Source organism: Vibrio sp. MOR3 (assembly GCF_001557775.1).
GTDB lineage: Bacteria > Pseudomonadota > Gammaproteobacteria > Enterobacterales > Vibrionaceae > Vibrio > Vibrio jasicida.
In genome coordinates this window covers 241308-257250 of record NZ_LNRD01000001.1, presented here as the reverse complement: position 1 = coordinate 257250, position 15943 = coordinate 241308, and the positions used below count along the sequence as shown (strand labels likewise).

The 15943-nt window shown below is 44.7% G+C and carries 17 protein-coding genes; 9 read left to right on the top strand and 8 right to left on the bottom strand.

Annotated elements, in window-relative coordinates; translation table 11 throughout:
* Positions 1–55: 55 nt before the first annotated feature.
* The gene (locus tag ATB76_RS01270; RefSeq protein WP_038876329.1) at positions 56–946 is read right to left on the bottom strand and encodes a DMT family transporter; all 891 of its coding nucleotides are present in this window, start codon (positions 944–946) and stop codon (positions 56–58) included.
* A gap of 146 nt (positions 947–1092) precedes the next feature.
* On the opposite strand from ATB76_RS01270, the gene ATB76_RS01265 reads away from it, so the two are divergent.
* The 5 genes from ATB76_RS01265 to ATB76_RS01245 all read left to right on the top strand — a co-directional run bounded on the left by ATB76_RS01265 (position 1093) and on the right by ATB76_RS01245 (position 6094).
* Positions 1093–1479, top strand: coding sequence for a DUF3302 domain-containing protein (locus ATB76_RS01265; protein ID WP_038868469.1), 387 nt, complete (start codon positions 1093–1095; stop codon positions 1477–1479).
* Positions 1479–2609: an HlyD family secretion protein gene (locus tag ATB76_RS01260; protein ID WP_038868468.1), complete on the top strand. Its 1131-nt coding sequence runs from the start codon at positions 1479–1481 to the stop codon at positions 2607–2609. The genes ATB76_RS01265 and ATB76_RS01260 overlap by 1 nt, the downstream gene beginning before the upstream one ends.
* Positions 2610–2921: 312 nt before the next feature.
* Positions 2922–3470, top strand: coding sequence for an ECF-type riboflavin transporter substrate-binding protein (locus ATB76_RS01255; RefSeq protein ID WP_038868496.1), 549 nt, complete (start codon positions 2922–2924; stop codon positions 3468–3470).
* A 6-nt stretch (positions 3471–3476) separates the two neighbouring features.
* Positions 3477–5258 (top strand): DUF3744 domain-containing protein, encoded by a 1782-nt coding sequence (locus tag ATB76_RS01250; protein WP_061034440.1) that lies wholly within the window; start codon positions 3477–3479, stop codon positions 5256–5258.
* Positions 5255–6094, top strand: coding sequence for an energy-coupling factor transporter transmembrane component T (locus ATB76_RS01245; RefSeq protein WP_038868466.1), 840 nt, complete (start codon positions 5255–5257; stop codon positions 6092–6094). The genes ATB76_RS01250 and ATB76_RS01245 overlap by 4 nt, the downstream gene beginning before the upstream one ends.
* Positions 6095–6198: 104 nt before the next feature.
* Here the strand turns inward: ATB76_RS01245 and ATB76_RS01240 are convergent, their stop codons facing one another.
* The gene (locus ATB76_RS01240) at positions 6199–7380 is read right to left on the bottom strand and encodes an MFS transporter (RefSeq protein ID WP_061034439.1); all 1182 of its coding nucleotides are present in this window, start codon (positions 7378–7380) and stop codon (positions 6199–6201) included.
* A gap of 331 nt (positions 7381–7711) precedes the next feature.
* Here ATB76_RS01240 and ATB76_RS01235 point away from each other — a divergent pair, with 331 nt between their 5' ends.
* Positions 7712–8458, top strand: a complete 747-nt coding sequence (locus tag ATB76_RS01235; RefSeq protein ID WP_061034746.1) for a metalloregulator ArsR/SmtB family transcription factor — start codon at positions 7712–7714, stop codon at positions 8456–8458.
* A gap of 835 nt (positions 8459–9293) precedes the next feature.
* Positions 9294–9539, top strand: coding sequence for a hypothetical protein (locus ATB76_RS01225; RefSeq protein ID WP_005439002.1), 246 nt, complete (start codon positions 9294–9296; stop codon positions 9537–9539).
* Positions 9540–9576: 37 nt separating this feature from the next.
* Here ATB76_RS01225 and ATB76_RS01220 read toward each other — a convergent pair whose 3' ends face one another.
* The 3 genes from ATB76_RS01220 to napG all read right to left on the bottom strand — a co-directional run bounded on the left by ATB76_RS01220 (position 9577) and on the right by napG (position 11657).
* Positions 9577–9828, bottom strand: a complete 252-nt coding sequence (locus tag ATB76_RS01220) for a hypothetical protein (protein WP_009704957.1) — start codon at positions 9826–9828, stop codon at positions 9577–9579.
* A gap of 204 nt (positions 9829–10032) precedes the next feature.
* Positions 10033–10887 (bottom strand): quinol dehydrogenase ferredoxin subunit NapH, encoded by an 855-nt coding sequence (gene napH, locus ATB76_RS01215; RefSeq protein WP_038868464.1) that lies wholly within the window; start codon positions 10885–10887, stop codon positions 10033–10035.
* Positions 10887–11657, bottom strand: coding sequence for a ferredoxin-type protein NapG (gene napG / locus ATB76_RS01210; RefSeq protein ID WP_042601204.1), 771 nt, complete (start codon positions 11655–11657; stop codon positions 10887–10889). The genes napH and napG overlap by 1 nt, the downstream gene beginning before the upstream one ends.
* A 405-nt stretch (positions 11658–12062) precedes the next feature.
* Between napG and ATB76_RS01205 the strand changes: the two genes are divergently transcribed.
* Positions 12063–12563 (top strand): GNAT family N-acetyltransferase, encoded by a 501-nt coding sequence (locus ATB76_RS01205; protein ID WP_038876343.1) that lies wholly within the window; start codon positions 12063–12065, stop codon positions 12561–12563.
* Between the two features lie 96 nt (positions 12564–12659).
* On the opposite strand, the gene ATB76_RS01200 is transcribed toward ATB76_RS01205, so the two are convergent.
* Entirely contained in the window at positions 12660–13634 is a 975-nt protein-coding gene (locus ATB76_RS01200) for a phosphotransferase (protein ID WP_061034438.1), read from the bottom strand.
* The gene (locus ATB76_RS01195; RefSeq protein WP_038868460.1) at positions 13634–13909 is read right to left on the bottom strand and encodes a GNAT family N-acetyltransferase; all 276 of its coding nucleotides are present in this window, start codon (positions 13907–13909) and stop codon (positions 13634–13636) included. The genes ATB76_RS01200 and ATB76_RS01195 overlap by 1 nt, the downstream gene beginning before the upstream one ends.
* Before the next feature lie 150 nt (positions 13910–14059).
* On the opposite strand from ATB76_RS01195, the gene ATB76_RS01190 reads away from it, so the two are divergent.
* Positions 14060–14797 carry a flagellar brake protein gene (locus ATB76_RS01190; RefSeq protein WP_240538015.1) on the top strand — a complete coding sequence of 246 codons (738 nt, stop codon included), beginning with the start codon at positions 14060–14062 and terminating at the stop codon, positions 14795–14797.
* 111 nt (positions 14798–14908) lie between these two features.
* On the opposite strand, the gene ATB76_RS01185 is transcribed toward ATB76_RS01190, so the two are convergent.
* Positions 14909–15889 (bottom strand): porin, encoded by a 981-nt coding sequence (locus ATB76_RS01185; RefSeq protein WP_061034436.1) that lies wholly within the window; start codon positions 15887–15889, stop codon positions 14909–14911.
* Positions 15890–15943 lie beyond the last annotated feature (54 nt).

The window sequence follows — 15943 nt, the reverse complement described above, 5'->3', positions numbered from 1 at the left end:
ATAAAAAACGCCCCAGCATCAACTGGGGCGTTTTCTTTGGATTCAATCAACAATATTACAGGAAGAAAAGCGAAATACCGCCCAACGCCATCAAGGTTCCCATGACACTTTTCACACCCACCTTTTCCCCGCGCACAGCATAGATCACCAAGATAAACAACGGACTGGTTGCAATGAGAGTTTGTGCAATCGCTGGATTGGCGTATTTCAATGCAACTTGCTGTAACCATAACGCTAGGAAAGTCCCAACGAAAATCGCCAGCAATAGCCAACCCATGGCTTTATTCCCCATTGTTGTGATGTGCCGTTTAATCCCTTTAAATGGTTCAGGTTCGACAACCTTAATCACAAGACACACGGCAAGCACACCAATGCTCAATCGAATCAATGCGCCTAAGAGCGGCGGCAAATCACCCGCGACGAGGGCATAGTGAGAAATCACCACACCTGAAGCTTGGCAGACACTGGCCAATAAACCAAAACCAATGCCACTCCAATTTGTCGCCTCACCGGAAGAAGAAGGCTGGAACACAACAAAAGTCACCGCTGCGGTGGTAACCACCACACCCAGCCAACTCTGCAAGGTTAACTCCGAACCTAAAAAAACCAACGCAAGCACACCAGACAACGGCGGAGCTAGAGATTCCAACAGTAAGGTTTTGTTTGGCCCAATGCGCTTGAGCGCGGCGAAATAGGCAGAATCACCAATCGCAATACCAATCACCCCAGACACCGCCAACACCGCCAGATGCAGAGGCTCGATCTGGGTAGGTAAACCTTGCGGCAGTAATGGCATCACCACCAGCATCATCATTGATGCAATGATGCCTTTCACAATGTTCAGCTGCATCGCCGAAAAGCGGTGGCTAAATTGGCTATATATCCAAGTGGCCAAAGCCCATACTATCGCAGCGCCAATGGCCGCGATCTCACCAGAATATTGCACTGCTTACTCCTTCGTATTGCATGCCGTATCTCTCAATAACAGTGAATCAAATTATAAATAACTTGATTCACTTATTGTTCTATCAAATACTTAAACAGTTAATTTACGTAAGTTTTTCTATTTGGCAACAAGCACAGGGAAGTAAGATGTTTCTAGACTATTTTGCACTTGGGTTACTCATTTTCGTTGCTTTGGTTATCTTCTACGGAATCATTGTGATTCACGATATTCCTTATGAAATAGCGAAAGAGCGCGAGCATCCTCACCAAGATGCGATTCATTATGCAGGCTGGGTTAGCCTTTTCACATTACATGCACTTTGGCCGTTTCTGTGGATTTGGGCAACCTTGTGGCGTAAAGAACGTGGCTGGGGCTTTAAGCAGCTCGAACAAGAAACACATGATATACATCATCGACTTGAAGAGCTAATTGATGAAGTCAACGAATTGAAAAAAGAAGTCTCAACGCTGAAAGGTAAACAACCTGTATCAAGCGTTTCAGTTCAAAAAGAACAAGGTAAGGAGGAACAATAATGGATTTACTACTGGTTCTGACTTACGCAGCGCTATGTATCGCGATTTTTAAAATCTTCAATATCCCATTGAATAAGTGGACAGTACCAACGGCTGTACTCGGTGGCGTAGTGTTGGTCGGTACACTTATCTTACTGATGAACTACAACCACCCATTCACACAGATTGGTAACCAAGTATTCTCAACCACACCGGTGGTATCAGGTGTCCGTGGTCGAGTGATTGAAGTACCTGTTCAAGCAAACCAACCGTTGCAAAAAGGCGATGTTCTTTTCCGTATCGACCCGATTCCGTTCCAAGCAGAGGTCGATAAGCTACGCGCGAAAGTGAAAGAAGCAAGCCAAGGTGCATTGGGGTTAGAGTCGGGCGTTCAAGAAGCAGAAGCTGCGGTCATCAAAGCCCTTGCAGAGCGTGATAAAGCGCAACGCGAATTCGACCGTTATCAACGTGGTTTTGATCGTGGCGCGTTCACTGAGCAACAACTGGATACTCGTCGACAAGCGTTTAAAGCCGCCCAAGCAGCACTAGAGGTGTCGCAATCTAAACGAGAACAGGCACAAATCGCACTTGACTCGGAAGTTGGTGGAGAAAATACGCAAGTTGCCTCATTGCTAGCAGAACTTCGCCAAGCTGAGTTCAATCTTGATCAGACCGTTGTTAGAGCCCCAACCGAAGGCTATGTAACGCAGCTTGCTTTGCGCCCGGGAGTGATGGCGGTGCCTTTACCGCTAGCACCGGTGATGACTTTTGTGCATACCGAGCAAAAACTGTACACAGCCGCTTTCCGCCAAAACTCTTTGCAACGTTTAGAACCCGGATTTGAAGCGGAATTCATGTTCCGTGCACTACCTGGTAGTGTGTTCAAAGGCAAAGTGATTGAAGTACTGCCGGCAATCGGTGAAAGCCAATTCCAAGCTCGTGGTGCGCTACTTGGTACAGAGGCCCTCCGTACAAGCGGACGTGTATTTGTAACGCTTCAAATCACTGACGATCTAACTGAATATCATCTACCACTAGGTACAGCCGTAGAAGTCGCGGTTTACTCGGACAGTTTCACCCACGTTTCTATCATGCGTAAAGTACTTATCCGAATGAAGAGTTGGCAAAACTACCTATACCTAGATCATTAATTTAACGAACAAAAATCGTACTAAAAAGTGTAATCAGGGGCTGACAGTTAGCCCCTGGTTGCATTCTAGCCATCCAGACAGATAGCATTCCCACTTTTATCAATATTCTGTATAATGCGTGCCTTATTTTTGATGCTTGCTGTAAAACTAAGCCAGTCAAAAGGATGCGTGAATCCAATCACACATTTCTTGAAGAAAGATAGAGCAAACAATAAGCAGCTTGGTTGTTTCCAAACTTTGTTACACAATCAGCGCTATAAAAACAAAGCAAGTGAACGTTCTTTAAAATCGACAATTGAACTGAGGTTATCTATGAATCTTTCTGCTAAAACCGTAGTGGTTATTGCAATCGGTGCTGCGCTATACGGCATCGGCGGTTTGCCAATGTTTGGCATTCCTGTGTTTGCAAACACGACGCTGAAACCAGCAATGGCGGTATTGGCATTGTTCTCAGTGTTATTCGGCCCTCTTGTGGGCTTCTTGGTTGGCTTCATTGGCCACTGGGTTACTGACCTATTTGCAGGCTGGGGCGTATGGCTAACTTGGGTACTTGGTTCAGGTATTGTCGGTTTGATCATCGGTCTTTTCCCTTCTCTAACACGTAATCGCTTAGAGACAGGGGACTTCAATATGAAAGATTTCGCGTTGTTCGTGGTGCTTGCTCTATTGGGTAACGTATTTGGTTACGGCTGCTCAGCCTTCCTAGACACCATCTTGTATGCAGAACCGTTCACTAAGGTATTTACACAGCTGTCGATCATCGCACTGGGTAACACCATTCTTATTGCTATTGTTGGCTTCTTCATTCTTAAGTCTGTCGCAAAACGTAACAAGCAAAGCCGCAACTTAACAGAGGCTTAATGTCGAATGACAATCGAATTTTCTAACTTCTCTTTTAGATATGAGTCGCTGGACAAACCGACGCTAAAAAATATCAATCTAAGGATAGAGAAAGGAGAGAAAATCGTCATTATCGGTCCAAGTGGTAGTGGTAAATCTACCCTTGGCCAATGTCTTAACGGACTGATCCCACATGCGATTAAAGGGGAAACCAGTGGCCAGCTGACCATCAATGGTCAAGACACTGCCCCTTTTGACATGCACCAATTCACCGAAAAAGTTGGTACCGTACTGCAAGATACGGACAGCCAATTTGTTGGTTTGAGCATTGGTGAAGACATCGCATTCGCGTTGGAAAACCAATTGATGTCTAACATCGACATGTACCCATTGGTCAAAACGACGGCCAAAATGGTCGATTTGGAACAGATGTTAGATCGCTCCCCTCACGATTTATCAGGCGGTCAGAAACAACGCGTTTCTTTGGCGGGTATTTTAGTCGATGACGTCGACATCTTGTTGTTTGACGAACCACTTGCTGCCCTTGATCCAAAGACGGGTAAGAAGACCATCGAGATTATCGATGATCTGCACCGCGAAACGGGCAAAACCATCATCATTATCGAGCACCGTCTTGAGGATGTGCTGCATCGCTCTGTTGACCGCATTATTCTGATGGAAAGTGGTGAAATCATCGCAGATACCACACCAGATGAGATCTTAGCGTCCCCGCTTCTTGAAGAATACGGTATCCGTGAGCCTCTTTATCTTTCTGCTTTGAAAGAAGCAGGCTGCGCGATTGAAGGCGATGCAAAGCCATCGAGCTTAAGCACATTGCCATTGGCGCAATACCAATCCACCGTCAGCGCATGGTTTGAAGCCTCACAAGTAGCAGAGGTTGCAACCCCAACCGATACGCTTCTAGAAGTTCGTGATCTTACTTACTCATACGATGGCGAAAAGAACGCGCTTGAAGGGGTCAGTTTTGATGTCAAACGCGGTGAGTTTTTATCGGTATTGGGTAAAAACGGCTCTGGGAAATCCACCATCACTAAGCTTGTGATGGGAGTGATTGAACCAGACCAAGGTTCGATGATCTTGAACGGCCAAGACATAAATGAGCTAACGATTTTCGAGCGTAGCCAAAAGGTTGGCGTGGTAATGCAAAACCCAAATCATATGATTTCGCATCACATGATTTTCGACGAAGTGGCTTTCGGCCTGCGTAACCGTGGTGTTGAAGAGAAACAAGTCGAAACGAAGGTATTGGAAGTCCTTGAGCTGTGTGGTTTGAGCAAGTACCGCCACTGGCCAATTGAGGCATTAAGCTACGGTCAGAAGAAGCGTGTGACGATCGCATCGATTCTTGCCTTAGAGCCTGAGCTTTTGATTTTAGACGAGCCTACTGCTGGACAAGATTACCGAAACTACACATCAATGCTGAGCTTTATCGAGAAGCTTAATCGTGAACTTGGCATTACGGTGATGATCATCTCGCACGACATGCACTTGGTCTTGGAATACACCACTCGCTCCATCGTGATTGCTGATAGCAAGTTGATTGCCGACGCGCCAATGACAGAAGTGTTCAGTAACACTGTTTTGTTAGATCAAGCGAACCTAACTACAACCAGTTTGTATGAACTGGCTACTGAGTTAGGCATTGAGAACACGAACGACTTTATGCAGCACTTTATTGACGTTGAAAAAGCGCGTCGAGAACGTGAAAACAACGCCGATATCCAAGCTTCAAAAGCTCAAGATTCACAAAATAATGATGCTAAAAACATTGAGAAAGTAGTGGCATGAAAGACAACAAGATGAAGTTTGGTATCAACTACATCGATACCCAATCGCCACTGCACAAACTCAATGGCATCACCAAGTTTTTGATGTTCATTGCATGGGTAACGGTGGTACTTACGACCTTTGATTTGCGCATCATTACTCTACTGATCGTTGTAGGTCTTGGTTTGCTAAAAATGACCAAGGTACCTTTCCATGTGTACAAGCCTTTACTGATCGGTACAGGCAGTGTTTTGTTGATTAATGCGCTGTTTATGTTTGCATTAGCGCCGCAACAAGGCAGTGAATACATGGGCTCAACAACAGTATTGTTGTCGTTACCGGGTAATTACTCACTCACCCAAGAGACCTTGTTCTATCTGGTCACCGTGACACTGAAGTATTTCAGTATGTTCCCAATTGCCTTGGTGTTTGTGTTTACTACGCATCCTACTGAGTTTGCAGCAAGCTTGAACCGCATGGGTGTGCCTTACAAAATCGCTTATGCCGTCAGTTTGACCTTGCGTTACTTGCCCGAAGTGAAGAAAGACTTCGTGAACATCATGCACGCTCAACAAGCTCGTGGTGTTGAACTGAGTAAGAAAGCGCCGTTGTTTACCCGTATGAAGAACGTTTCTAAGATCTTAGGCCCTTTGATTTTCTCTAGCCTAGATCGCGCTGACCAAATCTCTAACGCGATGACATTGCGTGGTTTTGGGCGTCATTCTTCTCGTACTTGGTACAGCCTAAAGCCGCTGACCAAAGCCGATATGGTGTGTATGGCAGGCATCGTCGTGATTGTCACCGCTGCGATTAGCAAACGCGTGATAGACACTCAACTGTTTTGGTATCCGTTCTAAACGAACCAGTCTCACGTTGAAAACCGAATACAAAAATGGGATGCCTCTGCATCCCATTTTTATAACCCGATTTCGCGGTAAGTTATTGAGTAGTAAGTACTAACTTAGTTCCATCTCAACACACGTGTTTCGTTACCCTCTTCCGGCTTAGCTGGGATATTCAAGGACAGTAACAAGCTCACTGCGGCCATAGCTGCACCAATGTAAAACACGCTTGAAGGCGAAACCAACCAAATCACACCAAAGGTTACCGGAATCACGACCGCTGCAATGTGGTTGATGGTAAACGCTACACCAGCGGTTGATGCCATGTCCGCCGGATCGGCTATCTTCTGGAAGTAAGTTTTGATTGCAAGTGCCAGTGCAAAGAACAAATGGTCAATCACGTACAATGCTGCCGCCCACTCCGCAGCTTGCACTAAACCGTAACCGACGAAGACAAAAATCAGTCCCACATATTCAAACATCAATGCTTTGCGCTCGCCAACGGCTCCGATAAAGCGACCAATACGTTTAGCAAACAGGAAGTTGAACAAGTAGTTGATTAAGAAAAGCAGTGTGATGTCCGCAGCCGAATAGCCAAACTTCTCCACCATCAAGAAACCAGCGAAGACCGTGAAGATTTGACGGCGAGCACCACTCATAAAGGTCAATGCATAATAAAGCCAGTAACGCTTACGCAACACCAACTTTTTGTTTTGTGGAACTTCCGTTTTGAATTCAGGGAACGCAAACGCCATCACCAGAATCAATACAAAACCGATACCGCCCGCCAGCAAGTAAACCGTTTTGAATTCTAATTTGAGCTGCTCAAGCAGAATCCAAATCGCACCATAAGTAATCAAAGACGCTAGTGCACCAACCGATATAAATTTGCCTAACATTTCTGGTGCTTCTTCTTTGGTTAGCCATTGCAAAGAAAGGGATTGCTTTAACGTTTCAAAGTAATGAAAACCAGTCGACATCAACAAGGTTGTAAAAAGAAGTCCAAACAAAGATGGGAAGTAACCTGTGATTGCCGTGCCCAGTGTCAGCATGGCGAGCGAGACCAACATAAAACGTTGCTCGCGGATAAACAGCAAAACAAAGACAACAGTGAAAGCAAGAAAACCGGGAATCTCACGCACACTTTGCAGTATGCCGATATCTGCTCCATCAAAGTTGGCTTTTTCGATAACGAAGTTATTCAGTAGCGCCATCCAAGTGGAGAAGGCAATAGGAACAATAATGGAAATCAGCAGAAGAAAGTTCTGTGGCGTTCTCCAGCTTTTATGTGGCGTATTCATGATGAGTCCTTAGAATATGAAGCCGCCATCATACCGCCAAATGTAACAAAATCGCAATATCCTTATAAATTATTTACCTAGCAACTTTCGTAACATTATCCTAAACTTAGCGACAAATTCCATTAAAAATACTCACTACTAAGATTGCAATCTTTCTACTTTTAAACATTTCTTTACATCCTCTTCCTTTGAAACAAACCCGTTTTCGTCGGCAACAATTGAAGCTTATGCCTGGAGATAAAAGGTTGTGAGCTTCTTGTTGAACGCGTGCAGAGTTATACTATTGCCATTCGTCTTTCTTTTCGGCATCAGCCACACTTTTTGTCTCGATATTATGAAAAAACAAGTCCTGTTTCTTTGCACTGGTAATTCCGCACGATCTCAACTTGCTGAAGCGATATTTAACCATATGGCGGGCACGCTCTTTCATGCTGATAGTGCAGGTGTTCACCCTAGCGAAGTAGACCCAAGGGTGTTTGAAGTATTAGATGCACATTCAATCTCTGGCGAGTCACTGCATTCGAAGGATTATGCCGACGTTGCGAACAAGTCTTATGACTTTGTGGTTACATTGTGCGATAACGCCAAAGATGAATGCGTGATCTTCGAACAAAACATCGACCAATTACATTGGAACCTAGCCGATCCAAAACCACTCGAAGGCACAGAACCGTTCCAAAATACGGCCAAAGAATTGATCGAGCGCATCAGTCTATTTCTACTAGTAAACAGTGAAGAAAACCGTACACAAGTGGATCCAAGTAGTTTCTTTAAACTGATGAGCGATCCGTTGCGACTCAAAATATTGATGCTGCTAGAAGATGAACAAGACTTAACCGTCACCGATCTCAAAAACGCTTTGAACGAAAGCCAGCCAAAAGTCTCTCGTCACTTAGCATTGCTACGAGACACGACATTCTTAAAAGATACACGCCATGGCTTATGGATCCATTATCGTCTTTCCCCTTCGCTTCCTATGTGGATTAAGCATCTACTCCAAATAGTGCGTGTCGGTAATCCAGGCATCATTAATATTGAAAAGAACCGCTTGAAAGCCGCACAACAAAGTGAGCAATAACCTTTTTCACTCAGCTTAAGACATACTGATGCCTCGATGAAAAACCGCTGCATAAATGATTTGGAGCGGTATCACTTTGTCAGCAACAAGTCAGTATCAAAACTTGGTGTTAACCCAACCCATCCTTACAAATAAGACGCTGATAATATTGGCAAAAATCACCTTCAATTCGTCATGTTGGGTACAACCCAATATCATAAGTACCCCATGAACAAGTGAAATGCCTTCGTGGTGAGCATCGTTAAAATACCCTTTATTCAAGATGCCTTTTGCAACCGTAACCAACACGATATTGTTGAACTCGATTTGCTACTCATTGTCCCGACTCCAGCTAGTAGCAGTTTGTGACTCCACATAAGCCTTTCCCACTCACTCCTAGGGTGGGCTTTTTTTTCAAAAAATGCAGTGTGTAGGCATTCCAGACCTATATCTTTTAAAGGTGATAACTTCGGCTAGTATTCATTGAGGTATCATCTGAACATCAGCCAATAAACGGCTCAATCAATATTTCATCTTTGATAATCGAGAATACCCATGCGAAACGCTAAAATCGCGAAGACCATTTTGTGGGTTGTGGTCGGCAGTTCGATGCTTTGGCGTCAGCTAGTCAGCATGGACTACCTGCTCCATTAAACAAGCAGACCGCACGCCTAGTGATAATGAGGTAAAGCCTCATCGAAAGCCCTTTTCTCACGGAAGAGAGAGGGCTTTCAACTTTCTGCAGCAACCTAAACATCTATAGTCATCCGGATGATGAACAATCTTGGGAATGCCTAAATCATTTTTAGTACCGATGCTAAATTAAGCATCGAATTGAGAGATTAGGATTCATGAGATGAAATACGCATTTTCAGTGATGTTATTGTCACTGCTTCCTGTGGTCGCAAACGCTGGCCCTATCGACCCGAAATGTAGCCCTAAGAAGCTGGCTAACGGTGTAACAAAGGTAGTAGGTAACCGTTGTACGCTTGACGAGACGATCGCGGATACCACGAAAGAAGCGCTAGGCGTCGACCATCGCGTTAACCCTAAGAAGCGACTAGAAAGAAAAGGCCTTATCAAAGACGAAAAGTCGGACTAAGCGCCCACCTTCCATTCCTTCCTAAAATGGCCAGTGTTTATCGACACTGGCCATTTGGTTTTAGCTCAACCGAAGCCCCCTCACCTTTAATGGTCGTAGGCCCAATATCAAAGCGGCATGCTTCACCACTAAGGTAAACGGTATTCAATAGATTGTGCTCTTGATAAGTGACTCTGACTTGAGACTCCATAGGAGCAACAACGATGATGTCAACTTCACGTCCAGTGGGTTGAGCTTGGTTAACACAACCAGCGCTAAGTAAAACAAGAGGAACTAAGAGGCTTTTCATAACAATAGAGTCTTTCATTCACGTCATAACAGTCAAAAAAAACCACCCAGATACAAGGGTGGTTAATAAAAAGGAATACGCTATTTCTATAACAGTGATGAATCTTAATTAAGCTCAATAATATTTTGATGGCATCGAAAAATTAAGCAAAACTAGACTGCCTACCAGCTAAACTCGTTCTTTGTTCTATTACTCTTTGTTTTGTTACTCAATGTTCTTCACATTCAGTCGATTCTGGAACTCAAACACCTTTTCAGGACAAACATCTAAACAACGCCCGCAACTCATGCAGGTTTGATCCATCACGCGACGGTCGCCTTCTTTTAATGGTTGACGCAAAATCTCCGGCTCGGGGCAAACATAAAAACAATCCATGCACTTAGTACAGTCTTCTCGGCGCACGGCAGTGACTCGCATTAAACTCTTGCTACCAATCACGCTGTACGTTGCTCCCAGTGGACACAAGTGTCCGCACCAACCATGTTCTACGAGCAATAAATCGAGAACAAACACCAGCAAAATAAGTACCCAACCTGCTCCCATGCCAAACACTATGCCTCGATGCAATGCCGCCACTGGGTCTAACCAAGTCCAAAGCACTGAGCCCGAAATCGCGCTGCCAAGCATCAATGCAGGAATTAACCAATAGCGAATATTTGGCGACCAACGATAACTCGCTTTGAGATTGAGTTTTCTGCGCAGCCACGCAGCAAAATCTGTCACGATATTGAGTGGGCATACCCAAGCACAAAAAGCGCGCGGAGCAAGAATCGCGTAAAACACCAACACAATCGCTACACCTAGGAAAGCGTTAAACTCTGGAATATGACCTGTGGCGAGAGACTGTAATACAATCAGAGGATCGCTTAATGGCACCGTATTAAGCAGCATACTGGAAGACAAATTGCCTTGCAGAATGCCCCATGTTGGCCCTGCCATAAACAGAACAATGATGGTCAGTTGGCATAATCGACGTAGAATGAGAAAACGATGCGCACGCCACCAGCCCAGTTTTTCGATGGCTTCTTTGCCAGCATCTTGCGCTAAGTTCTTGGCCATTATTGACCTCCTTTGAGCGACTCAAGCGCACCACTTGGCACTGGATTATCTGCTGGTAAGACATTTTCAAGCGGCTTGTCGATTTCTTGCCAGCCAAAATTGTAGTGGCTACCAACCTTACCTTTCGCTAGATCCGTTGGCACCACTTTGATCGCAGCCACATCAAGCACACAAGCTTGTTCGCATTTGCCACAACCCGTACACACATCAGAATTGACGGTCGGGATCAGTTTCGCGTGATAGCCCGTTCTATCATTACGAATGTTCTCCAGCGTTATCGCTTCATCAATTAGCGGGCAGACACGGTAACAAACGTCGCAACGCAAACCTTGCCAGTTCAGACAGGTCTCGTGGTCGATCAGCACAGCCGTCCCCATTCTCGCATCGTCTATATCGGTAAGATCATGATCCAGCGCACCGCTAGGACAAGCCACGACACAAGGAATGTCTTCACACATTTCGCAAGGAATATCGCGCGCAGTAAAGTACGGTGAACCTGTGGCAACTGGGGATAGCATACTCGCAAGCTTCAAAGTGTCATAAGGGCATGCCTGAACACACAACCCACAACGAATACAGGCAGACTCAAAATCACCTTCTGGCAAAGCGCCAGGCGGACGAATAGGCACACCTTTAGTTTCGCGTGCTTGGCTCTGCAAAGACTGCAATCCAAGAACACACGCTGCCGCACCCACACCAGCGGCGGTACGGGCAGTGTCACGCAAGAATCGACGTCGACTTTGCGAGACTTTTGACTGAGAGGATTTCATTATTATTTTCCTCAAACACGCTCTAATTGCTCTTAAATAAGTTAAGCATAAATAGCGCTAAAAAGGCGTGCTCCCCATACCCCATAAGAGGTAACTCTAGTGTCTCTTGATTAAAATCAACTCGTTGCAGATACCGACTTCACACTTTAGTAAAAATGGCTTTATTTCGTTATTTCAAAGTTCACCATTATTCTCCATAAAATGAGAGTTACTCAGTATAAAAATTCAACACAAAATCACTCTCATTGGTATTTTCAATGATAACCCACTATGAAAACTTAAAATTAGAAATACGTAACATACTCAATTAAAAGTAGTTTGGTGCCTAAAGCCAAAAAAATACTATTCAAATCGCATTTCTCTGGTTAGATTGAAATTAATTCCAATAAACCAAAGGAGAGAAGCATGGAAATCATCGTACGTCCAACCACTGTTGAAGACGCTGCTGCACTAGTCGAAATCTATTCACAACCGAAAGCACAACGTGAAACCCTGCAACTCCCTAAGCCATCTCTCGCGATGTGGGTCGACCGACTATCCAACATGCCCACAGGTGTTTACAGTTATGTTGCAGAAATCGATGGTAAGGTGGTCGGAAACATTGGCTTTCATCACTCCCAGCGCCCAAGAACATCACACACGGCCTCGTTTGGAATCGGTGTGCACGATGAGTTTCACGGTTTAGGGGTCGGCAACGCGTTGATCAGCACCGTAACGGAGCTCGCCGACAACTGGCTCAATGTTCGACGTATTCAAATCGAAGTAAACACCGATAACGAAGCTGCCATTGGCTTATACAAGAAACACGGTTTTGAAATAGAAGGTGAATTGGTCGATGCCTCTTTTAGAGACGGTGAGTTTATTAATACTTACAGCCTAGCCCGTATCAATAAACCGAAAAACTAACGTCTATTGACCTAAAAACTGCCTTTATATACCCAAGTAACCTCGAGATACTTGGGTATATCTACCTTCGGGTCGATTTTGCTTTCTTCGCAGTTTCTACCCCAAAGAGTCCAGTGCACGTTTGGTGAGCGCTTCGGTATAAGGGTTAATCTTCCAATGATCTGGACTCCATCCTTTTACAAAGCGTTGGAAATCCGCCCAAGCCACGGCAAATAAAGGTCGCCACTCTTGTTCGACCTCAGATGGTTCTAACTCGGTTTGATAATGTTTCAGTGCTGTATTTAACGCAACAAAATAGGTATCAAGCACCCAAGGTTCCAATTCAGCACATTTATCAGGATCGACAGCACTGCTCATAAATAGCGCGACATCTTTCATCGCACAACCATGACCGACGTATTGAAAATCGACCGCGGCAACCGCCGAGTTTTGCGAATTGAAGCAGAAGTTTGCTAGCTTCGCATCGCCATGAATCAAGGTTTGAAATCGCGCTTGTTTTAGAGTTTGGTCGATTAACCTTGCCCTCTTTTTCAACCGAGCATCTTGAAGGACTGCCAATTCATCAGGTCGAGTATCTAAGTGCCAATACGTTCCCGTTTTCCATAAAGCATCATGATGAACGCCAATGTATCGCGCATGAAAGTTAGCAAGCCATTCTAAACACGCTTTTAGTTGGGCTTTTCCTGCACTTTTCATTACGTTTGGGTACCCCGCCAGAGTAAGATCTTCCATCACGATCAACCATTCCGTTTCATTCTGAAAGCATTTAAGCCCTTGAGGAATGCGGCAACGCTCATCAACTGTTTGACTGAAGTATTGATACCAACTCACTTCAACTTGGTAAGAATGCAGCTTACGTTTATGGGAGCGGTCGGTATTCCAGCCTCGCGGATGCTCAGACGGTTTTGGTAATTGAATATGCTTTACGATAATGGAGCGCTGCGAAAAGGTCAGTCTGACCAACTCTCCGTATCCGCCCCATAAAGACTGGATCACATCGACACCTTGAAGCAAACCAAGTTCCAGTTCATCTCCGATGCTTTGATAATGTGGGTTATTCATTGATTCCATCAAGCGAGTAAATGCGACCATTCTGGGTGTGTTGCCATGTATTTAATCACGTATGGGCAAATGGGCACAATAGTGTAACCAAGCGCTTCAATCTCAGGTAGAACCGACGCCATCATGACGCTTCCATAACCTTTGCCGCGAGCTTCTTCCGGAATAAGCGTCGAAGTAATATGCATCTCCCCATTCTCGAGTTTATAAGCCACTTTCGCTTTATGGTCTTGGTCTAAATCGACCCAGAAAATCTGGTTTGTTGTGTCATGTGTCACTTTCTGCATTATCTACCTCCCACTTTTGGCCTCTGTTTTATTGAATCAATCTATATGACTGCATAGAATGATATCAACGCAATAATCTAGTCAATTCCTACTAATTATCATAGCGCGGAACACCTTCTCGAATCAGGTACGACAATAAGAATGAGAAATATGATGGCGAGCGCCAGGGACAGTCGAGCGTCTCTACAGAACAAAAACGCCCCAGAACGTCAGGCGAGCACATTAAATAGCACCGATGCAATGGCAATGGTGGAACACGGCAGTGAAGTCACATTGAACGTGACGACACCTGTTGGAACGAAGTTCATCACCACGAGCACCTTCATGGGTTGCCATTCAAATAATACCGCGTTGATAGAAATTCCAAACATTTCAGATGAAGATTTGAAGTTCTATTTCCAAGAAGGTTTTTGGATTAACGTAAAAGCGTATTCGCATCGCGGCGAAGGTGCGGTTATCCCTTTCAGAGCACAATTACAGCACCGCTTGGGTGATCCATACCCGTTACTGGTGCTGAGTTTGCCAAATACCATGCAAGTGTATCAACTAAGAAAAGAAGTGCGTTACGAAGTAAATTTACGTTCTCGACTTCAGTTTGAACAGTACCGAGCTGAGTGTGAAATACGCGACCTATCAAAGAGTGGTTGCCGTTTTGTAACTTCACCAATGAGTCGAACACTTCAAGTCGGAGATCAGATTACGTTAGATATCACCATTCCAGGAAATGGACGTCTGCTTGCACCATTAAAAGGGAAAATTTGTAATCTGCAAAAATCGGTGCATTACGCGCGTTACGGCGTGGAATTTGATGACTTTGGCAAAGCAAACGCTAAGAACTTATTAAGCCACCTAAAATTTGATGGTACCAAGCTAAAGCTGAAAGGCTAACGCAAAGCTTCTGTTCTGAATTTTAACGTTACAATGGAAAAACCCCTTACCATCTGGCAAGGGGTTCTAAACAACTAAAAATAAGGCAGTATATTTTCAGTCATATTCGACTTAGAAATCGTAGCGTAGGCCTAGTGCTAGCTCGTCTTTCTCTTCAGTACCTTTGCTGTCCATTAGGTCGAAGTTGTATGACGCGTAGCCACGGAAGTTAGACTTGAAGTAGTAAGTTACGTCAACCGCTAGGTTATCGACGCTGTCGTCGTTATCTTGCTCTGCTTTGTTGTACGTAGAAGTGAACACTGTTTGGCCCATTGTGTAAGCTACTGCTAGCTCATAACCTTTGTAGTCAACATCACCAGAAGCAGGAGCCACATTAGCATCTTGATCTAGGTTATCACCACCAGTGTAAAGACCAGAAACGTAGAAGTTACCAACAGTGTAAGCAGCCGCTAGCATGAACTCGTCACCTTCGTTCTGATCTGCGTAGCCAGCACCAACTTCGAAACCAGTGTCAGCAAATGCGTAGATTGCTGATAGAGAGAAGCCATCTTCATCGTTATCACCAAAGCCATTCGCTTCTTCAGTACGGTCAGCAAAACGGTAGCTTGCACGCAATGCTAGTTGCTCGAACTGACCAGCGTAAGAAACCATGTTGTCTGTACGATCAGCCACTGCTAGTTTGTATGCTGCAGTATTGCCGTGGTAAGCCATGATATCTGTAAAATCAGTGATTACACCTAGTGCACCATCGTTTTTACCGTAAGTGATTTCACCGTACTTGCCACCAAGACCTGCGTAAGCGTAGCGAGTTTCAAGATCACTGCTCTCATCGACAGCGCCTTTTTCAGAAGTTTCGAATTCACCTTCCCAAAAACCAACACCGTACAGGCTGTCGTTGATTTCCTGTTTGCCTAGGAAGTTAAGACGGATACGAGAAGCATCTTCTGCTTTGCCATCCATCATAGAAAGACGCGCTTCAGCACGGCCGCCCATGTTTAGTGAAGTACCGTCTTGGTTGTATAGTTCTGAAGCGACAACTTGAGATCCAGATGCTAACAGTGCCACTGCTACAGCTAATGTTTTCAATTTCATTTTAATTTTCCATATCTTTGTTTTTAGTTGTTTCCTCACCAGAAAACAGGACAT

What these genes read in the sequence shown, in the direction of transcription:
- ATB76_RS01265 (WP_038868469.1), top strand. Translation starts at nt 1,093, where the DNA reads ATGTTTCTAGACTATTTTGCACTTGGGTTACTCATTTTCGTTGCTTTG.
- ATB76_RS01260 (WP_038868468.1), top strand. Translation starts at nt 1,479, where the DNA reads ATGGATTTACTACTGGTTCTGACTTACGCAGCGCTATGTATCGCGATT.
- ATB76_RS01255 (WP_038868496.1), top strand. Translation starts at nt 2,922, where the DNA reads ATGAATCTTTCTGCTAAAACCGTAGTGGTTATTGCAATCGGTGCTGCG.
- ATB76_RS01250 (WP_061034440.1), top strand. Translation starts at nt 3,477, where the DNA reads ATGACAATCGAATTTTCTAACTTCTCTTTTAGATATGAGTCGCTGGAC.
- ATB76_RS01245 (WP_038868466.1), top strand. Translation starts at nt 5,255, where the DNA reads ATGAAAGACAACAAGATGAAGTTTGGTATCAACTACATCGATACCCAA.
- ATB76_RS01240 (WP_061034439.1), bottom strand. Translation starts at nt 7,380, where the DNA reads ATGAATACGCCACATAAAAGCTGGAGAACGCCACAGAACTTTCTTCTG.
- ATB76_RS01225 (WP_005439002.1), top strand. Translation starts at nt 9,294, where the DNA reads ATGAAATACGCATTTTCAGTGATGTTATTGTCACTGCTTCCTGTGGTC.
- ATB76_RS01220 (WP_009704957.1), bottom strand. Translation starts at nt 9,828, where the DNA reads ATGAAAAGCCTCTTAGTTCCTCTTGTTTTACTTAGCGCTGGTTGTGTT.
- napH (WP_038868464.1), bottom strand. Translation starts at nt 10,887, where the DNA reads ATGGCCAAGAACTTAGCGCAAGATGCTGGCAAAGAAGCCATCGAAAAA.
- napG (WP_042601204.1), bottom strand. Translation starts at nt 11,657, where the DNA reads ATGAAATCCTCTCAGTCAAAAGTCTCGCAAAGTCGACGTCGATTCTTG.
- ATB76_RS01205 (WP_038876343.1), top strand. Translation starts at nt 12,063, where the DNA reads ATGGAAATCATCGTACGTCCAACCACTGTTGAAGACGCTGCTGCACTA.
- ATB76_RS01200 (WP_061034438.1), bottom strand. Translation starts at nt 13,634, where the DNA reads ATGGAATCAATGAATAACCCACATTATCAAAGCATCGGAGATGAACTG.
- ATB76_RS01195 (WP_038868460.1), bottom strand. Translation starts at nt 13,909, where the DNA reads ATGCAGAAAGTGACACATGACACAACAAACCAGATTTTCTGGGTCGAT.
- ATB76_RS01190 (WP_240538015.1), top strand. Translation starts at nt 14,060, where the DNA reads ATGATGGCGAGCGCCAGGGACAGTCGAGCGTCTCTACAGAACAAAAAC.
- ATB76_RS01185 (WP_061034436.1), bottom strand. Translation starts at nt 15,889, where the DNA reads ATGAAATTGAAAACATTAGCTGTAGCAGTGGCACTGTTAGCATCTGGA.